The following is a 14,206-nucleotide window of genomic DNA, read 5'->3' on the forward strand; positions in this document are numbered from 1 at the left end:
TTTTCTTTATATATATGTAACTGGTTTCGTCTAATCGGGGCGAAGGACAGATATACTGTTATTGAGTCATGCTTTCAGTGCGTAATTGACGTGCACGGGTCAGGATCGCATTTTCGATATCCGTGACCGCCTTCGGGTCCATATCGATCGCTTGCCATTCGTTGACGTTGTTTCTCACCTGACGGAAGGCCGCGACGCGAATACCATCGGCGCGCAAGGCTTGCCCCAAGATATAGACATTTAATTTAAAACGTTCGTTTGGCGAGGTGCTTGGTGTGTGCCAGTCTGTCAACACAACCCCGCCAAACGGATCGGCGGACGCCAGTGGCATAAAGGAAATGGTATCCAGTGTTGCACGCCACAGATAGCCGTTAACACCAATGCCTGTCCCGCCTTGATCTTGTCTTTCTGCTTTCGAATCGCCAAAGGTCAGACCTTCACCCCCAAAAACAGACTGGCGTTTCTCGCGCTGATCCCAGCGATCGTTGGGCAAATAGGGCTCGGAAACGTTAACTCCTGAGCATGCACTTAGGGTGGCAATCAGGGTAACTAAACAAAAAACACGAACAAAATAGGTCATTAAAACATCCTGAATACGGGAAATCTCTTAAGAATGAGGTATGCCCTCGGGTGGGGCAAAATGCAAGTCCAATCAAGCTATTTGAGGTCATTTGCTTAACTTCCTATTAAGACTTAGGTCAGATGTGTGTGTTTTTTGCAACAATGGTGGAAAAAAGTCACAGGAGACAGTTTGGCATGCTTGACCTTTGGGTTCGATCAGCCTTTAATGCCCTCACGCAAAAGGTGTGTGGGTACATCAATTGCAAATGTTGAAATCAAAACCTTATATTAGGGGATTATCTAAATGAAAAAGCTTCTCGTAGCTTCTACAGCTATCGTAGCTGTTGCTGCAGTTTCTTCTGCAAACGCTGCTGACCCGATCAAACTGTCTGTTGGCGGTTACATGAACCAATACGTTGGTTATGTTTCTCAGGATGACGACCTGCAGGAAGATTTTGCTGAAGTAAACATCAACTCTGAAACTGAGCTGTACTTCCGTGGTTCCACTACTCTGGATAACGGCTTGACTGTTAGCGTAAATATCGATCGTTATGCTGACCGTGACGATGCTGGTGGTGATGATGTATTCCTGCAAATCTCCAGCGACTCCATGGGTCGTCTGCGCATCGGTCAGACTAAAGGCGCTGCTTACGCATTGTCTCACTCTGCTCCGAACGTAGCTATCGGCAATAACGACGGTGACGTTTCTGATTGGATTGCTCGCCCGACACAAACTGCTAAGCGTATGAACGCAGGTAGTGATGGCGACAACCGTGAAACTTACGTTTACTCTGATCAGACTATGACTGCATCTGAAGGTAACGATGGTCAGAAAATCGTATACTGGACACCGAACCTTGGTGGTTTCCAGGCTGGTTTCTCTTACGGTTTGGACGTTAACAACACGGCAATTGAAGGCCCGGTTAACGTTGGTGGTAACAACACTAACGCTGACACTGCTTGGGATGCTGGTATCGCTTACAACGGTGACTTCGGTGGCGTTTCTTTCGGTGCTGACGTAACTTACCAACAAAACAACAATGGTGGCACAACTGGTCCTGATTTCGAAGATCGTGAGTCTTACCGTGCTGGTGTGTCTGTTGGTGTTGCTGGTTTCACAGTTGGCGGTTCTTACCGTAAAACAAAGAACGAGCGTAGCATCAAAGACGTAGATTCTTCTGGTTGGGATCTTGGCGTTTCTTACGAAACTGGTCCTTACGGCGTGTCTCTGTCTTATGCTTCTTTCGAAGAAGATGCTGCAGCGAACTCTGCTTTGGAAGATACAGCTAAAACTTGGGTGCTAGGTGCTTCCTATGACCTCGGTGCTGGTGTGACTCTGGTCGGTTCCGTATTCTCTGCTGAATACGATGCTGCCGACTCCAGTCTGCCTACAACTGCTGACAACGAAGGCACAGGTATCGTAACTGGTCTGCAAGTTTCCTTCTAATCTGATCTCAGTTTAGATAAAAACTTCAAGTCAAAGGGCATCTCAAGTGAGATGCCCTTTTTCTATGTGATATTTGTGCAACGCATATAAATAAATTAAGAATAAGTATCATTTACATGTTTTTCTCTTAAAAGAAATTGTTTATGAATTCGCATGTGGTGTGTTTCAGACTATTTTATTAATGAGGAAAAAATGAAAAAACTTCTCGCGGCTTCTACAGCAATCGTAACTATTGCTGCAGTCTCTTCTGCAAATGCTGCTGACCCGATTAAACTATCCATCGGTGGTTATATGAACCAATACGTTGGGTACGCGTCACAAGATGCTGATGGTCAAGAAGACTTTGCTGAAGTCAAAGTTGAATCTGAAACAGAATTGTACTTCCGTGGTTCCACGACTTTGGACAATGGTCTGACAATCGGCGTCAATATCGATCGTTACGCTGACCGCGATGATACGGGTGGCGATGACGTATTCCTGCAAATTTCTAGCGAGTCCTTGGGACGTTTGCGCATCGGCCAAACTAAAGGCGCTGCATATGCACTGTCCCACACAGCACCGACTGTCGGTCCTATCGGCAACAACGATGGCGATGTCCAGGATTGGATCTATAATCCAGGTACAGCAAATGATGGCGATAGTGATGTGACGGCTGATCAAACACACACTGCTTCTGAATCGAATGACGGGCAGAAATTGGTGTATTGGACTCCAAACCTAGGTGGCTTCCAAGCGGGCGTCTCTTATGGTTTGGATCGTAATGATGCTGGTATTGAAGAACCAGTGGACGTTGGTGGCAATAATACAGACAATGATACTGCTTGGGATGTTGGTGTTGCTTACAACGGTGATTTCGGCGGCGTAACTTTCGGTGCTGACGTAACATATCAACAAAATAACAATGGTGGTACGACTGGCGCTGGCGTTGAAGATCGTAACGCTTACCGAGTCGGTGCTGAAGTTGGTTTTGCTGGCTTCACGATTGGTGGTTCTTATCGTGATACCAATAATGAGAACAACCAAAAAGACATCGATGCAATGGGTTGGGATCTGGGTGTTTCTTACGCAACTGGTCCATATGCCGTTTCTTTGGCCTACATGCATTTGGAGCAAGATACAGCTGCAAACTCTGGTCTTGAGCACACACGTGACCAATGGGTTCTCGGTGCTTCTTATGACCTTGGTGCGGGTGTCGCACTTGTTGGTTCTGTCTTCCATGCAGAATATGACAACGGTACTGACAATGCACCGAACTCTACCAACGACAACGAAGGTACGGGTATCGTGACAGGTCTGCAGGTTTCTTTCTAATCTGATCATAAAGACTTGAAAAGAAGGGGGGAGCGATAAATATGTCGCTCCCCTTTTTTATTAGCGTTTTACCGCAACGGCGCTACAGGCCATATACTGGCACATGGGTTTAGACATCTGAATTTTATTAACGTCCAGTTTTCTGATCATTTTTTGCTCCGGCATCTCGCCCATTTCAAAGCGTAGTTGGAAGAGGCGACCTTCAAGATCGCACATACGCGGGCTATGTTCTGGCACGCCATTGTAGAGCAATTGATAGCCATAACCTTCATGCCCATCGGCATAAAATTCAAACTCAAAGTCCAGTTTGCTGAACAGTTGGCGTAAACCTGAAAAGGAAATCCGCCAATAATCATCAGGATAGGCATGAAAGGCCTGTACCCAAGGGACACTCACGATGAGGCGCCCACCAGGTTTCAAGAGCTTTTCAATATTGGATGCGACTTCAAACGGATTTTTGACGTGTTCAAGCAAGTGATAGGCAACAATTGTGGAATATTGTTTGATGCCGGTTTTTTTTCTCAAACTAGAAATGTTTTGCGTAATATCAAAAACGTGATCAACGTTGTCGCCCTCTTCAATGTCGATCCCGATGACTTGCTTACCTGCAAACACACGCCGCCAGCGAGAGGTGGTCTTTTGAACCGATGTGGAGAACTGGACCGTCGAATGTAGTGAAATGGCGCATGACAGATTCCATATCTATCCGTCGTAGGCCGACTTTATTACCCGTGGCATCGCTATCCCATTCGCCAACGAGTTCGAAATTATCAAGCATATTGCTTCCCCGATTACTTTTTTTATGCCCTTTTATGACATAATTTTTAAAGGATTTCGAGGGGAGTCCAACCTAAAAGTGATTAAATAAGTCCGCGAACACCTGCAAAGCCAGATATTGGGCATGTGCTTATTCGCTGAGCCGTTTTTTGAGTAATCCCTCCCAAGGCAAAAAGGTTCAAAGGACTTCTGTGAGAGAGGGAGGTGAGTTGATAGCTCCCTAACGACTTCGCACCGGGATGGCTTTGGGTCGGGAAGATGGGGGAGAGCAGTGCTGCGTGGCATCCGGCTCGTTTGGCAGCGTGCAGGGCGCGTTCGGAATGGCAGGCGGCAGTAAAAAGCAGATGCTTGGGATACCTTTTTAAAGAGCCGCAATTAGCAATTTTACGAACGCTTTTCTCTGGAAAATGGACGCCATCCAATCTGTATTTGAGGGCAAGGTGCAGGCTGTCTGAAACTAAAAGTTTTACTTTATGTTTCTTGCACAAGAGTCTGATTTTTTTAATTATTTCTTCTTTTTGTCTGTCGCTGAAATGCCGCACGATAACGGCTGATCCAGCGGGTAGACGGGGAATATAGGCGCTAGGATCTGGTAGTCGTTTCGCATCCGTCATAAGAAGGAGGGCGGGAATTTTCCGCTCTTTGGCATTCCGGTGATTGAGCCTTTGGGCAAGCTCTGATACGGTGCGGCTCATTCTCTACCTTTTGATCTTAAGGGGCCTTTTATGGGTATCGCAGAAAATCTTGCACAAGTGAAGGATTCAATTGCCGCAGCGGCACAGGAAGCGGAGCGCCAACCTTCAGACATTGACCTTGTTGCGGTCAGCAAAGTTCATACGGCGGAAACTGTCCGCGAGGCATTGGTTGCCGGACATCGTATTTTCGGGGAAAACCGCGTGCAGGAAGCACAAGGTAAATGGCCTGCCTTGCAAGAAGAATTTGACGGCGTGCAGTTGCACCTGATCGGTAGCTTGCAAACCAACAAAGCCAAGGATGCTGTCGCGTTGTTTGATGTCATCGAAACAGTGGACCGCCCGAAACTGGCTCGTGCTTTGGCAACAGAGATGGAAAAGCAAGGGAAAACGCTGGATATCTATTTGCAAATCAATACGGGTGAAGAAGACCAAAAGGGAGGGTGCCTGCCAAAAGACGCGGACGAGTTTATCCGTCTTTGTCGTGACGAGCTTAAATTATCGGTTAAAGGTCTGATGTGCATCCCGCCAGCGGATGAAGAACCGAGCATGCATTTTGCGTTTCTGCGCGAAATTGCCAAGCGCAATAATTTATCGTGTCTGAGTATGGGTATGAGCGGTGATTATGAAGCCGCTATTCGTTTCGGGGCCACATCGGTTCGAGTGGGAACGGCTGTTTTTGGCACCCGCCCCCCAAAGCAAGACGCTTAATTTACAGGCTGATCACCATATAGGTGTCGTCAGTGACGGTTTTGAGGATATCTCTCATGGCCTCTTCCGTAATGGCGACACAGCCTTGGGTCGGGGTAAATCCGTCTCGCGCCAGATGGAAAAAGACTGCGCTGCCTTTATAGGGGACAGGCGGGTTGTCGTTATGGCTCATGACCACGATAATATCGTAGATGTTATCTGTGCGGCGTAATTCCTCGTGGGAGGCCGCAAAGGGCAGGCTTACTTGGGTATTATAAGCCGGATGGGTCGGATCGTCGCACCAGCCATCCGTTGCATTGATCTCTGTTACGTTTAAGGCGCATTCAGGGCGCATCATCTTATCGGCGCGATAGAGAACGCGTTTTAAACGGTAACGCCCCGTAGGGGTGGCGCCATCACCTTCTGTCTTATCTTCAACGACACCCCCTTTCCCTAGCGCACAGGGGTATGTTTTGCCTTGCCAACGCAGGGTGCCGTCGGCGCTGACATAAATCTCGTTTTTCTGTGTCATCTAGGTTTTATCCCTTGGGCCCGGTATTGTTATATTGTTCCATGTTGCGTGACATCATATCGGCAAACCATGCGTTATCCTGTGTTTGGCTCAGGCTTGAGGTGTTGGTCTGTACGGGATTAGCCGGTGCCGCAGCGGGGGATTTTTGAGGTTTTTTAACCTCTTGGCCCTGTTGTTGCAGACGTTGGGCCTGAACATCACGGGCAAAGGCGCGCAAGGCGTCCAAGGAGTCGCTATGTGTCGATTTCGCTTGGAAACCCGGGTATTGCCCCGGTGTCGAAACGGTTTGTCCGCCGGCTTGTGTCACCGCAGGGGCCGGGGCACTGATGGTGTTGGGCGGTGGGGTGACGGCTTGTTTCACCGGTTGTTCAAACAGGCTTTCTGGCGGCGGCAAATCCTTGGGGGCCGCCCACGTCCCGGCAGAGGCAGACCCTCTGTCGGCTTGATCCTGTTTTATAGAGGTAACGGGGAGGGGAACTTCTTTTGCGATACTGGGGTTCATAAAGGCTTCCAGTTCTGCCATGCGCAGGCTGGCTTCACCGGCGGCAAAGGCATCGGTCTCGCTGGCAGGTAGGCCGGGGGCAAAGCTTGAGGCGAGAGCGCTCGGTGCAGCTTGGCTATTGTCCGCATAGACGGGTTGGGCGTCGGTTGGTGCCTCCTCCCCATCAAACCACGCGATGACATGTTCGCCAGCATCCTTGCCCGTCCCGTGTTCCAAAATTACATTGAAGGCGGACGCCGCAAGGCCAATGGGCCCACCATAAAGGGTGCCCCCTGCCATGCGTGCGCCGGGGTCGATCTCGTCACCCGTGATGGCGCGATAGGCAGTGGAAACAACAGGAATGTGCTGTAAGGGATTGATCATATCGACAAAATCCCAGAACGACAGACCGTCATCGCCAAACATTTTAAAGTCAGCGTTGGCTTGTGCCGCCTCTTTGGGGGCATCTGCACTTCGTGTGGGCTCTTGCGTTTTGTCCGACTGCGGCTGTGGAGATAGCGCAATCTGTGTATAGGCTGTTTCGACCATATCTTCGGTCCCCGATTGTCTTGTCTTATCGCTCTCAATTATAGATTTTTTGAAAGCGTTGCAGACATCGTGCCAAATAAAGGGTCTATAAAAATCAGTGAGTTAGATGATAAAGGGGGAATCAGGCGGCAAAAGATTCCGCCCCCGCCCCCGGCAAAAAGCGCCTTACAGGTAATGCCCGCCCTTTGTCGCTTTGGCAAAGATATAAGGTTCGTTATGTTTGTTGGTTTCAAAAGCATGTTCAACGCGTTCAACCACATCTACATTACAGGATTTCAGAACACTGACCTTTTCCGGGTTGTTGGTCATCAGGCGCACTTTATTCACACCAAGATGTGACAGCATTTGCGCGGCAGGCAGGTAGACCCGTTCGTCCGCATCAAACCCAAGCTGTTCGTTGGCATCAAAAGTGTCTACGCCGGTGTCTTGCAGTTTGTAAGCGCGTAACTTGTTGACCAAGCCGATACCGCGGCCTTCTTGCGCGAGATAGAGCAAAATGCCGGAGCCTTGATCTGCAATGGATTTAATGGCACCGCGCAATTGATCGCCGCAGTCACAGCGTAAACTGCCGACCAGATCACCTGTGAAACATTCTGAGTGGATACGGATCAGGACAGGGTCTTGCGGGTCAGGCGTGCCGATAATAATGGCAAAATGTTCAATGCCCCCATCTGCTGGGCGGAAGGCGACGATTTTCGTATTGGGCGCATCGGCCAAAGGGACTTGCGAATCGCTGACAGCGCGTAAGGATCGGGCGGCCATTTCCTCATAACCAAAGATATCTGCGGCTTTCACGCGCAGCAGATGTTCATCCTTGAGCCATTGATCCAGATTTTCGGGTTTGTCTTCTGTCTCAATACGCGCGGTGATGGAGGACGGGATCAATCGGGCGAGCTTTGTCAGTCCAACCGACGCGCTTTCACCGCTTTGCAGCGGGACATCACTGAAGGTAATATCGAAAAAGTCGTTTTTGGAAATGGTCGCCAGTGGATTGACCAATCCTTCGATGAGGTCGGGGCGCAGGGCTTTGCCCATTTCAACGCAAACGGCTTTGTTTTTAAACTGTCCAAGGCCCAGCGTGTGCACGCGTGTTGACGTCAAAATCAGATGGGGCTGGTGATTGCTCAGGCTTTTCAGGCGTTGAATCGCGGTCTTGGTCGCGCCTTCAGAGGCAAGCGTGAGTGTGAGCGCACCGCTGTCGTCTTCAATCACCACAATCTGTCCGCGGCGCAAATCGGAGATGGCACGATCAACCGTCAGCAAAGACGGTGTGTGGGCCGCTGTTTCAGTTTCTGTCAGGGTAATGGAAAGACGATGGGGCATAGTAATAGCGTCAAATAAAATGAGAAGGGTCCCTTTATTTAAGACGAAAGTCCTTCTTTCACAATAGCGTTATCGGTGCGTGAGGCGACTATACGAAATATTTTTTAGTTGGTATGGTGTCAAAGAGATCAATTTCCGCAGAAAAAAGGCCGTTAAAATGTCCAATGTAAAGCGTGTGTTGCTGGTCGATGATGACGATTCGCTGCGCCAAATGCTGTCCGAGCAATTGCAGCTTCATGAAGATTTTGACGTGGTTGAAGCAGATGGTGCGACAACAGCTCTGGAAACGGCGCAGAAAGACAGTTTCGATGTGGTGATCCTGGATGTGGGCCTGCCGGATATGGATGGGCGTGACGTCTGTCGCCTGATGCGTAAGCAAGGGGTTAAGTGCCCGATCATTATGTTGACCGGTGCCGATACGGATGCAGATACGATCCTTGGCCTGGATGCGGGGGCGAATGACTATATTACCAAGCCCTTTCGCCTTGGTGTCTTGCTGGCACGTTTACGCGCGCACTTACGCCAACATGAACAAAGCGAAGATGCCGTCTTTACGGTCGGGCCTTACAGTTTCCAACCCGCTGCAAAGATGCTGGTAGAAAGTGAAACGGATAAAAAAGTCCGCCTGACTGATAAAGAGACCAACATCATCAAGTTTCTGTATCGGGCGAATGGCAAAGTGGTCGGGCGTGATACGCTGCTCGACGAGGTTTGGGGCTATAACGCAGGTGTTACGACCCATACGCTGGAAACCCATGTCTATCGATTACGCCAGAAAATTGAAAAAGACCCAAGCAACGCCCAGATTCTTGTGACCGAACCCGGGGGCTACAAGCTGGTTCCTTAAAAAATAAAGGGGGGAAGATGGCACAGATAAAAGAATGGTTGGGGATCACTGCTCACGATAATTTGCCCGCACGGGTAGAGCAGGCGATGATTGATCAGCAAAATACCTCTGAACAGTTGATCGGCTGGATCCAGCTGGGGGTGGTGCTGACCTTCGGCACGGTTTATGCGATTTCACCGAAAACCTTTCATCCGGATGCGACCTTTGCACCGGTGCCTTATGTCCTGTCGCTGTATTTTATGTTTACGGTTTTTCGGCTGGTTTTAAGTTATCGTATGCGCTTGACGGGCTGGATGATCGGTCTGTCGATTGTGGCAGATATTTTATTGTTGTTTGGCACGATCTTTAGTTTTCACCTGCAATATATGCAACCACCGAGCTTTTATCTAAAAGCGCCAACGGTTCTTTACATCTTTATTTTCATTGCTTTGCGGGCCTTGCGCTTTGAGGCGCGTTATATTTTGCTGAGTGGTCTGGCCGCGGTTGTCGGCTGGGGCTTTATGGTCGGTTATGTGGTCTATGCCGATGATATGCACAATATGGTGACCCGTGATTACGTGCATTATCTCACGTCCAACAGCGTCCTGATCGGGGCGGAATTTGACAAGATGATGTCGATTATTCTGGTTTCCCTGATTCTTGGATTGGCGATTGTGCGCGCCCGTAGTTTATTGGTGCAGGCGGTGTCTCAGACGCAGGCCGCGCAATCCTTGTCGCGTTTTTTCTCGCAAGATTTGGCTAATCAGATCAAGTCATCGGAATGTGATGCGGCCATCGGGGATGTGGTTTCGCGCGAAGCCTCGGTTTTAAACGTGGATATCCGCGGGTTTACACCGCTGACGAAACGCTCCACACCCGAAGAACAGATCGCGCTGATTACCCAGTATCATGCCCGTATTGTGCCGGTCATCTCCGCCTATAACGGGCATGTGGACAAGTTTACCGGTGACGGAATTATGGCTTATTTTGGGGTATTGGCAGAATCTGACAGCCACGGAGCAGATGCGTTGCGCGCGATGGAAGAGATTATCAAGGCGTCCGACCGCTGGAATGTGGAAAGGGTGGCAGAGGGGCTGGACCCCGTGGTCATCCATGCTTCCTGCGCCTCCGGCCCTATTGTGTTTGGGGTGATTGGGGAAGAGCACCGGTTGGAATATACCGTGATCGGGGATGCCGCCAATGTGTCGGCAAAAATGGAAAAGCAGACCAAGAGTGAAGGGGGGCGGGCCATTGCGACACGCGAAACCTTGGAGTATGCCGTAAAACAAGGCTATACGAACGCGCAGGCGCGTTGGGAATTGCGCCCAAACCGCCGTGTGGCGGGGGTGGATCAGCCTATGGATATCATCGTTTTGAAGGAATAGCCCTGTCAGGTTCGGTTTGCTAAAAGTGCTTCATAGATGTTTTTGTTTTCGATATCGAAACAACAAAAGATGATTTCTTTTATGCCGCCCTGTTCTTCTTCGAAAACTTCTACTGCTTTGAGCGCGATTTCCGCGGCACGTTGTTTGGGGAAGCCGTAAACACCCGTTGAAATGTTAGAGAAAGCAATAACTCCTAGGTGATTTTTAAGGCAGAGGTTGAGAGAGTTAAAGTAACAATTGAACAAGAGACGTTCGGCTGTTTCTTCACGGTGATCCGCCCAGATCGGCCCGACGGTATGGATGACATAGCGTGCGGGCAGGTTATAGCCTTTGGTGAGTTTTGCTTCCCCCGTCGCACAGCCCTCAAGGGTGCGACATTCCGCCAATAAAGCGGGGCCGGCGGCCCGATGAATGGCCCCATCAACACCACCCCCTCCTAAAAGACTTGAATTTGCTGCATTTACAATCACATCTACTGAGAGTGTCGTAATGTCATCTTGTGTAACAGACAAAGTTGCCAAGGTTAGCGCCCTCCAATTGAAAGTTTAGAGTATACATCAAAAAACAGAGGCGGACACCTTTGGGGAGGTTATATGAGTGAGGAAATTAAACAATCCACAGCGGGATTTCTGGTGCCTGAAATGGCGCTGGTGCGCAAGGTCCATACGGACGATGTGTTTCAATGGCTGGCAAAAGGCTGGGCCGATACCAAAGCGTTAAAAGGGGTGAGCATGATCTATGCTGCCCTTTTTCTAATTCTGGGGGTATTTGTCTCCTTTGGTTTTTACCATTTGGAGCTGCCTTATCTGGTCCTGCCGTCGCTGTCCGGCTTTTTGCTGATTGGTCCGGCGCTTGCTGTAGGATTTTATGAAGGTAGTTTGCGCCGACAGCAGGGAACGCCTTTTCAGCTTGGACATGCGGTTTTTGGATTTAAGCGCAATACCTATTCGGTGATGGCGATGGGGATTGCACAGGTTTTCTTGTTTATGGTCTGGATTCGGTTGTCCTTTACCCTGTTTGCCATCGCCTTTCCTGGCGTGATGCCGGAATGGGGGCCGATCCTTGATCGTGCCATGTCCCTTGAAGGGCTGCATTTTGCCTTTATGATTACGGCATTAGGGGCTGTATTTGCGGTGATCATCTTTTTTAGCGGGGCGTTTTCTCTCCCGATGATGATTGACCGGAAAACGGTGTTGATTCCGGCAATGTTGACCAGTGCCTATGCGATCTATCTTAATTTTCATGTGATGATCTTGTGGGCATTCTTGATCGTTTTATTGATGTTTGCCGGATTGGTGACCGGGGTGGGGCTGATACTTACCTTCCCGCTGATTGGACATGCGACATGGCACGCCTATCAGCAGGTTTTAGGATCTGAAAATTAAGGAAACTTAGCTGTTTTTCAGCTTATTGACCGTATTTGTGGTGGAAAAACCGTCTTCCAATTGCGCAAGGAAGACGCGGCCCCCATTTTGCTGGATTAAATCCGCCCCGACCACTTGATCAATGGTGTAATCCGCTCCTTTGATCAGGACGTCAGGCAGTAAGGCAGAAAGAGTTTCCATGGGCGTGTCTTCTTCAAAGATGACGACCATATCCACATCAGCGAGGGAAGAGAGGACGGTTGCACGTGCCATCTCCGTCTGGATGGGGCGTTCGTCGCCTTTTAAGCGTTTGACCGACGCATCGCTGTTAAGCCCAACGATCAAGCGGTCACATTGCGCCGCCGATTGCTTGATCAGCGAAATATGACCGGGATGGAGTAAATCGAAACAGCCGTTGGTAAAGCCGACGCTGAGCCCTTGGCGTTGCCAATGGACGACTTTGTCTTTGGCGTGCGGGCGATCAAGAATTTTGGCTTCGGCCTGATTAAGTTCCTGATGGTGCAGCGCATTGACCAGTTCGTCCTGATAGACGCTGGCGGTCCCTGTCTTGGCGACAACGATTCCAGCCGCGATATTGGCAAGTTCTGCCCCCTCTGACAGGCTCGCACCTAACCCAAGGGCAAGGGCGAGGGTCGCAACGACCGTATCCCCTGCACCGGAGACATCAAAAACTTCACGCGCGACGGTGGCCTGATGCACCACTTCACCAGATTTGGTTACCAGTGTCATGCCGTCTTGGGAACGGGTCGCCAAAACATTTTCAATGCCGCAGGTCTCGATGATATGACGGGCGGCGGCGATGATGGATTGGTCATTATCGCACGGCATCTGGCTGGCTTCGCTCAGTTCCTTGCGGTTGGGGGTGACAAGGGTTGCGCCGCGATATTTGCTGTAATCATTGCCTTTCGGGTCCACAACCACCGCAATGCCGGCTTTGCGCGCCAGTGTGATCAGATGTTGGGTATTGTCGCCTTCCAACACGCCTTTGCCGTAATCGGACAGCACCATCACCTGTACATCGGGCAGGCTTTCTGCAACATCCAGCAGCAATTGCTGTTGCTGGGTTTCGCTTAAGGCGGCGATATGTTCGTGATCGGCGCGCAACATTTGTTGGTTGGACGCCATGAAGCGGGTTTTAACTGAGGTCGGACGATGATCATCCACAATCAGGTTTGCGGTACATTGATCATCTTCATTCAGCAAGGATGCCACTTCGCGCCCGGCTTCATCTTTGCCGACAAGCCCGCAAAAGCGTGCGTTGGCCCCAAGGCTTAACAGGTTGCGCACCACATTGCCGGCCCCGCCGAGCATGGATTGTTCCCGATTAATCCGCATGACAGGGATCGGGGCTTCCGGTGAAATGCGATCAACCGAGCCGTAGACAAATCGATCCAGCATAATATCACCGACGCACAGGATATCGACGTTCGAGGCACGATTGAGGAGTTCAAGGTGACGGGTGCGGCTGTTCATAACTTAAGACCCTGCTTCGTTTTCAAGCGCCTGACAATAGGCGTGCCCAAGGGTGATATGCATTTCCTGAATGCGCGCGGTTTCCTGATGCGGGATGATCAGGCTGACATCGCAAAGTTCAGGCAATAAGCCGCCATCGCGTCCGCCCAGACCAACGGTGGTCGCGCCAATGGCGTTGGCGGCTTTGAGGGCTTTGATGACGTTGGGGCTGGTGCCGGAGGTGGTGATGCCGATCACCAGATCTTTGTCCTGACAGAGGGCTTCGACCTGACGGGAAAAAATATCTTCAAACCCAAAATCGTTGCCAATGGCGGTCAGCGCCGATGTGTCGGTTGTCAGGGCAAGGGCGGCGAGGGCTGGTCGGTTTTTGACATAGCGTACCGTCAGTTCGGTTGCCAGATGCTGAGCGTCTGAGGCACTGCCGCCATTACCGAAGAAAATGATCTTGCCGCCGTTTTTCAGGGTGTGCAGGGATTTTTCTACCCACTGGGTAAAGGGCGCTTCCAACTGTTTGCGTGTGGCATCCACAGCCGCTTGGTGGCGGTCGAATTCACTTTGGAAAAGGGTATGTAAATCCATCAGCTCTTCACTTTACGTTATTGGGTAGAAAAAGCCTTTATAGCGCGCCTTTTTAGAGGGGGAAAGGCTTGGTTGGAGGATCGTCTTACAAATTTTGAAATAAACTGAAACAAAATAAATTATTCTGGAAAAACCCATGCAACATTAGTGTGTTTATATAGCATTGTGAAACGGACATACCTCCGTATCGGGCGT

At 50.1% G+C, this 14,206-nt stretch carries 15 protein-coding genes; 6 read left to right on the top strand and 9 right to left on the bottom strand.

Features of this window, described 5'->3' with window-relative positions; translation table 11 throughout:
• Positions 1-58 precede the first annotated feature (58 nt).
• Positions 59-580 carry a DUF3576 domain-containing protein gene (locus tag Q397_RS20785; RefSeq protein ID WP_038012768.1) on the bottom strand — a complete coding sequence of 174 codons (522 nt, stop codon included), beginning with the start codon at positions 578-580 and terminating at the stop codon, positions 59-61.
• Positions 581-865: 285 nt separating this feature from the next.
• Here Q397_RS20785 and Q397_RS0102770 point away from each other — a divergent pair, with 285 nt between their 5' ends.
• Complete coding sequence (locus tag Q397_RS0102770; protein ID WP_028878111.1) at positions 866-2,008, top strand: porin; 1,143 nt, start codon at positions 866-868, stop codon at positions 2,006-2,008.
• Positions 2,009-2,200: 192 nt separating this feature from the next.
• Complete coding sequence (locus Q397_RS0102775; protein ID WP_169737958.1) at positions 2,201-3,319, top strand: porin; 1,119 nt, start codon at positions 2,201-2,203, stop codon at positions 3,317-3,319.
• 60 nt (positions 3,320-3,379) lie between these two features.
• Here Q397_RS0102775 and Q397_RS0102780 read toward each other — a convergent pair whose 3' ends face one another.
• A complete protein-coding gene (locus Q397_RS0102780; RefSeq protein ID WP_028878113.1) occupies positions 3,380-3,934 on the bottom strand; it encodes a class I SAM-dependent methyltransferase in 555 nt (184 codons plus the stop codon).
• Positions 3,935-4,179: 245 nt separating this feature from the next.
• The gene (locus Q397_RS0102790) at positions 4,180-4,791 is read right to left on the bottom strand and encodes a thiamine phosphate synthase (RefSeq protein WP_028878114.1); all 612 of its coding nucleotides are present in this window, start codon (positions 4,789-4,791) and stop codon (positions 4,180-4,182) included.
• A 30-nt stretch (positions 4,792-4,821) separates the two neighbouring features.
• Between Q397_RS0102790 and Q397_RS0102795 the strand changes: the two genes are divergently transcribed.
• Positions 4,822-5,499, top strand: a complete 678-nt coding sequence (locus tag Q397_RS0102795; protein WP_028878115.1) for a YggS family pyridoxal phosphate-dependent enzyme — start codon at positions 4,822-4,824, stop codon at positions 5,497-5,499.
• 1 nt (position 5,500) lies between these two features.
• Here the strand turns inward: Q397_RS0102795 and Q397_RS0102800 are convergent, their stop codons facing one another.
• The 3 genes from Q397_RS0102800 to ribA form a co-directional block, all read right to left on the bottom strand.
• Positions 5,501-6,010, bottom strand: coding sequence for a L,D-transpeptidase family protein (locus Q397_RS0102800; protein ID WP_028878116.1), 510 nt, complete (start codon positions 6,008-6,010; stop codon positions 5,501-5,503).
• A 7-nt stretch (positions 6,011-6,017) separates the two neighbouring features.
• The gene (locus Q397_RS23795) at positions 6,018-7,040 is read right to left on the bottom strand and encodes a hypothetical protein (RefSeq protein ID WP_051609643.1); all 1,023 of its coding nucleotides are present in this window, start codon (positions 7,038-7,040) and stop codon (positions 6,018-6,020) included.
• A gap of 165 nt (positions 7,041-7,205) precedes the next feature.
• Positions 7,206-8,363, bottom strand: a complete 1,158-nt coding sequence (ribA, locus tag Q397_RS0102810) for a GTP cyclohydrolase II (RefSeq protein WP_051609644.1) — start codon at positions 8,361-8,363, stop codon at positions 7,206-7,208.
• Positions 8,364-8,520: 157 nt separating this feature from the next.
• Between ribA and Q397_RS0102815 the strand changes: the two genes are divergently transcribed.
• Positions 8,521-9,210, top strand: a complete 690-nt coding sequence (locus Q397_RS0102815; RefSeq protein WP_028878118.1) for a response regulator transcription factor — start codon at positions 8,521-8,523, stop codon at positions 9,208-9,210.
• A gap of 17 nt (positions 9,211-9,227) precedes the next feature.
• Positions 9,228-10,574, top strand: a complete 1,347-nt coding sequence (locus Q397_RS0102820) for an adenylate/guanylate cyclase domain-containing protein (RefSeq protein ID WP_028878119.1) — start codon at positions 9,228-9,230, stop codon at positions 10,572-10,574.
• 5 nt (positions 10,575-10,579) lie between these two features.
• Here Q397_RS0102820 and Q397_RS0102825 read toward each other — a convergent pair whose 3' ends face one another.
• A complete protein-coding gene (locus Q397_RS0102825; RefSeq protein WP_028878120.1) occupies positions 10,580-11,095 on the bottom strand; it encodes an O-acetyl-ADP-ribose deacetylase in 516 nt (171 codons plus the stop codon).
• Between the two features lie 72 nt (positions 11,096-11,167).
• Here Q397_RS0102825 and Q397_RS20795 point away from each other — a divergent pair, with 72 nt between their 5' ends.
• On the top strand, positions 11,168-11,959 hold the full coding sequence (locus Q397_RS20795) for a DUF2189 domain-containing protein (protein ID WP_051609645.1): 792 nt from the start codon (positions 11,168-11,170) through the stop codon (positions 11,957-11,959).
• Positions 11,960-11,965: 6 nt separating this feature from the next.
• Here the strand turns inward: Q397_RS20795 and rfaE1 are convergent, their stop codons facing one another.
• Both rfaE1 and Q397_RS0102840 read right to left on the bottom strand, forming a co-directional pair.
• Positions 11,966-13,432: a D-glycero-beta-D-manno-heptose-7-phosphate kinase gene (gene rfaE1, locus Q397_RS0102835; RefSeq protein ID WP_028878121.1), complete on the bottom strand. Its 1,467-nt coding sequence runs from the start codon at positions 13,430-13,432 to the stop codon at positions 11,966-11,968.
• Between the two features lie 3 nt (positions 13,433-13,435).
• Complete coding sequence (locus Q397_RS0102840) at positions 13,436-14,011, bottom strand: SIS domain-containing protein (RefSeq protein WP_028878122.1); 576 nt, start codon at positions 14,009-14,011, stop codon at positions 13,436-13,438.
• Positions 14,012-14,206: the final 195 nt, after the last annotated feature.

The sequence above is a fragment of the Terasakiella pusilla DSM 6293 genome, assembly GCF_000688235.1.
GTDB classification, from domain to species: domain Bacteria; phylum Pseudomonadota; class Alphaproteobacteria; order Rhodospirillales; family Terasakiellaceae; genus Terasakiella; species Terasakiella pusilla.

Bases quoted from the DNA above. Each gene is read 5' to 3' on its own strand.
- rfaE1 (WP_028878121.1), bottom strand. From the start codon at position 13,432: ATGAACAGCCGCACCCGTCACCTTGAACTCCTCAATCGTGCCTCGAAC.
- Q397_RS23795 (WP_051609643.1), bottom strand. From the start codon at position 7,040: ATGGTCGAAACAGCCTATACACAGATTGCGCTATCTCCACAGCCGCAG.
- Q397_RS0102815 (WP_028878118.1), top strand. From the start codon at position 8,521: ATGTCCAATGTAAAGCGTGTGTTGCTGGTCGATGATGACGATTCGCTG.
- Q397_RS20785 (WP_038012768.1), bottom strand. From the start codon at position 580: ATGACCTATTTTGTTCGTGTTTTTTGTTTAGTTACCCTGATTGCCACC.
- Q397_RS0102775 (WP_169737958.1), top strand. From the start codon at position 2,201: ATGAAAAAACTTCTCGCGGCTTCTACAGCAATCGTAACTATTGCTGCA.
- Q397_RS20795 (WP_051609645.1), top strand. From the start codon at position 11,168: ATGAGTGAGGAAATTAAACAATCCACAGCGGGATTTCTGGTGCCTGAA.
- Q397_RS0102770 (WP_028878111.1), top strand. From the start codon at position 866: ATGAAAAAGCTTCTCGTAGCTTCTACAGCTATCGTAGCTGTTGCTGCA.
- ribA (WP_051609644.1), bottom strand. From the start codon at position 8,363: ATGCCCCATCGTCTTTCCATTACCCTGACAGAAACTGAAACAGCGGCC.
- Q397_RS0102790 (WP_028878114.1), bottom strand. From the start codon at position 4,791: ATGAGCCGCACCGTATCAGAGCTTGCCCAAAGGCTCAATCACCGGAAT.
- Q397_RS0102800 (WP_028878116.1), bottom strand. From the start codon at position 6,010: ATGACACAGAAAAACGAGATTTATGTCAGCGCCGACGGCACCCTGCGT.
- Q397_RS0102840 (WP_028878122.1), bottom strand. From the start codon at position 14,011: ATGGATTTACATACCCTTTTCCAAAGTGAATTCGACCGCCACCAAGCG.
- Q397_RS0102795 (WP_028878115.1), top strand. From the start codon at position 4,822: ATGGGTATCGCAGAAAATCTTGCACAAGTGAAGGATTCAATTGCCGCA.
- Q397_RS0102820 (WP_028878119.1), top strand. From the start codon at position 9,228: ATGGCACAGATAAAAGAATGGTTGGGGATCACTGCTCACGATAATTTG.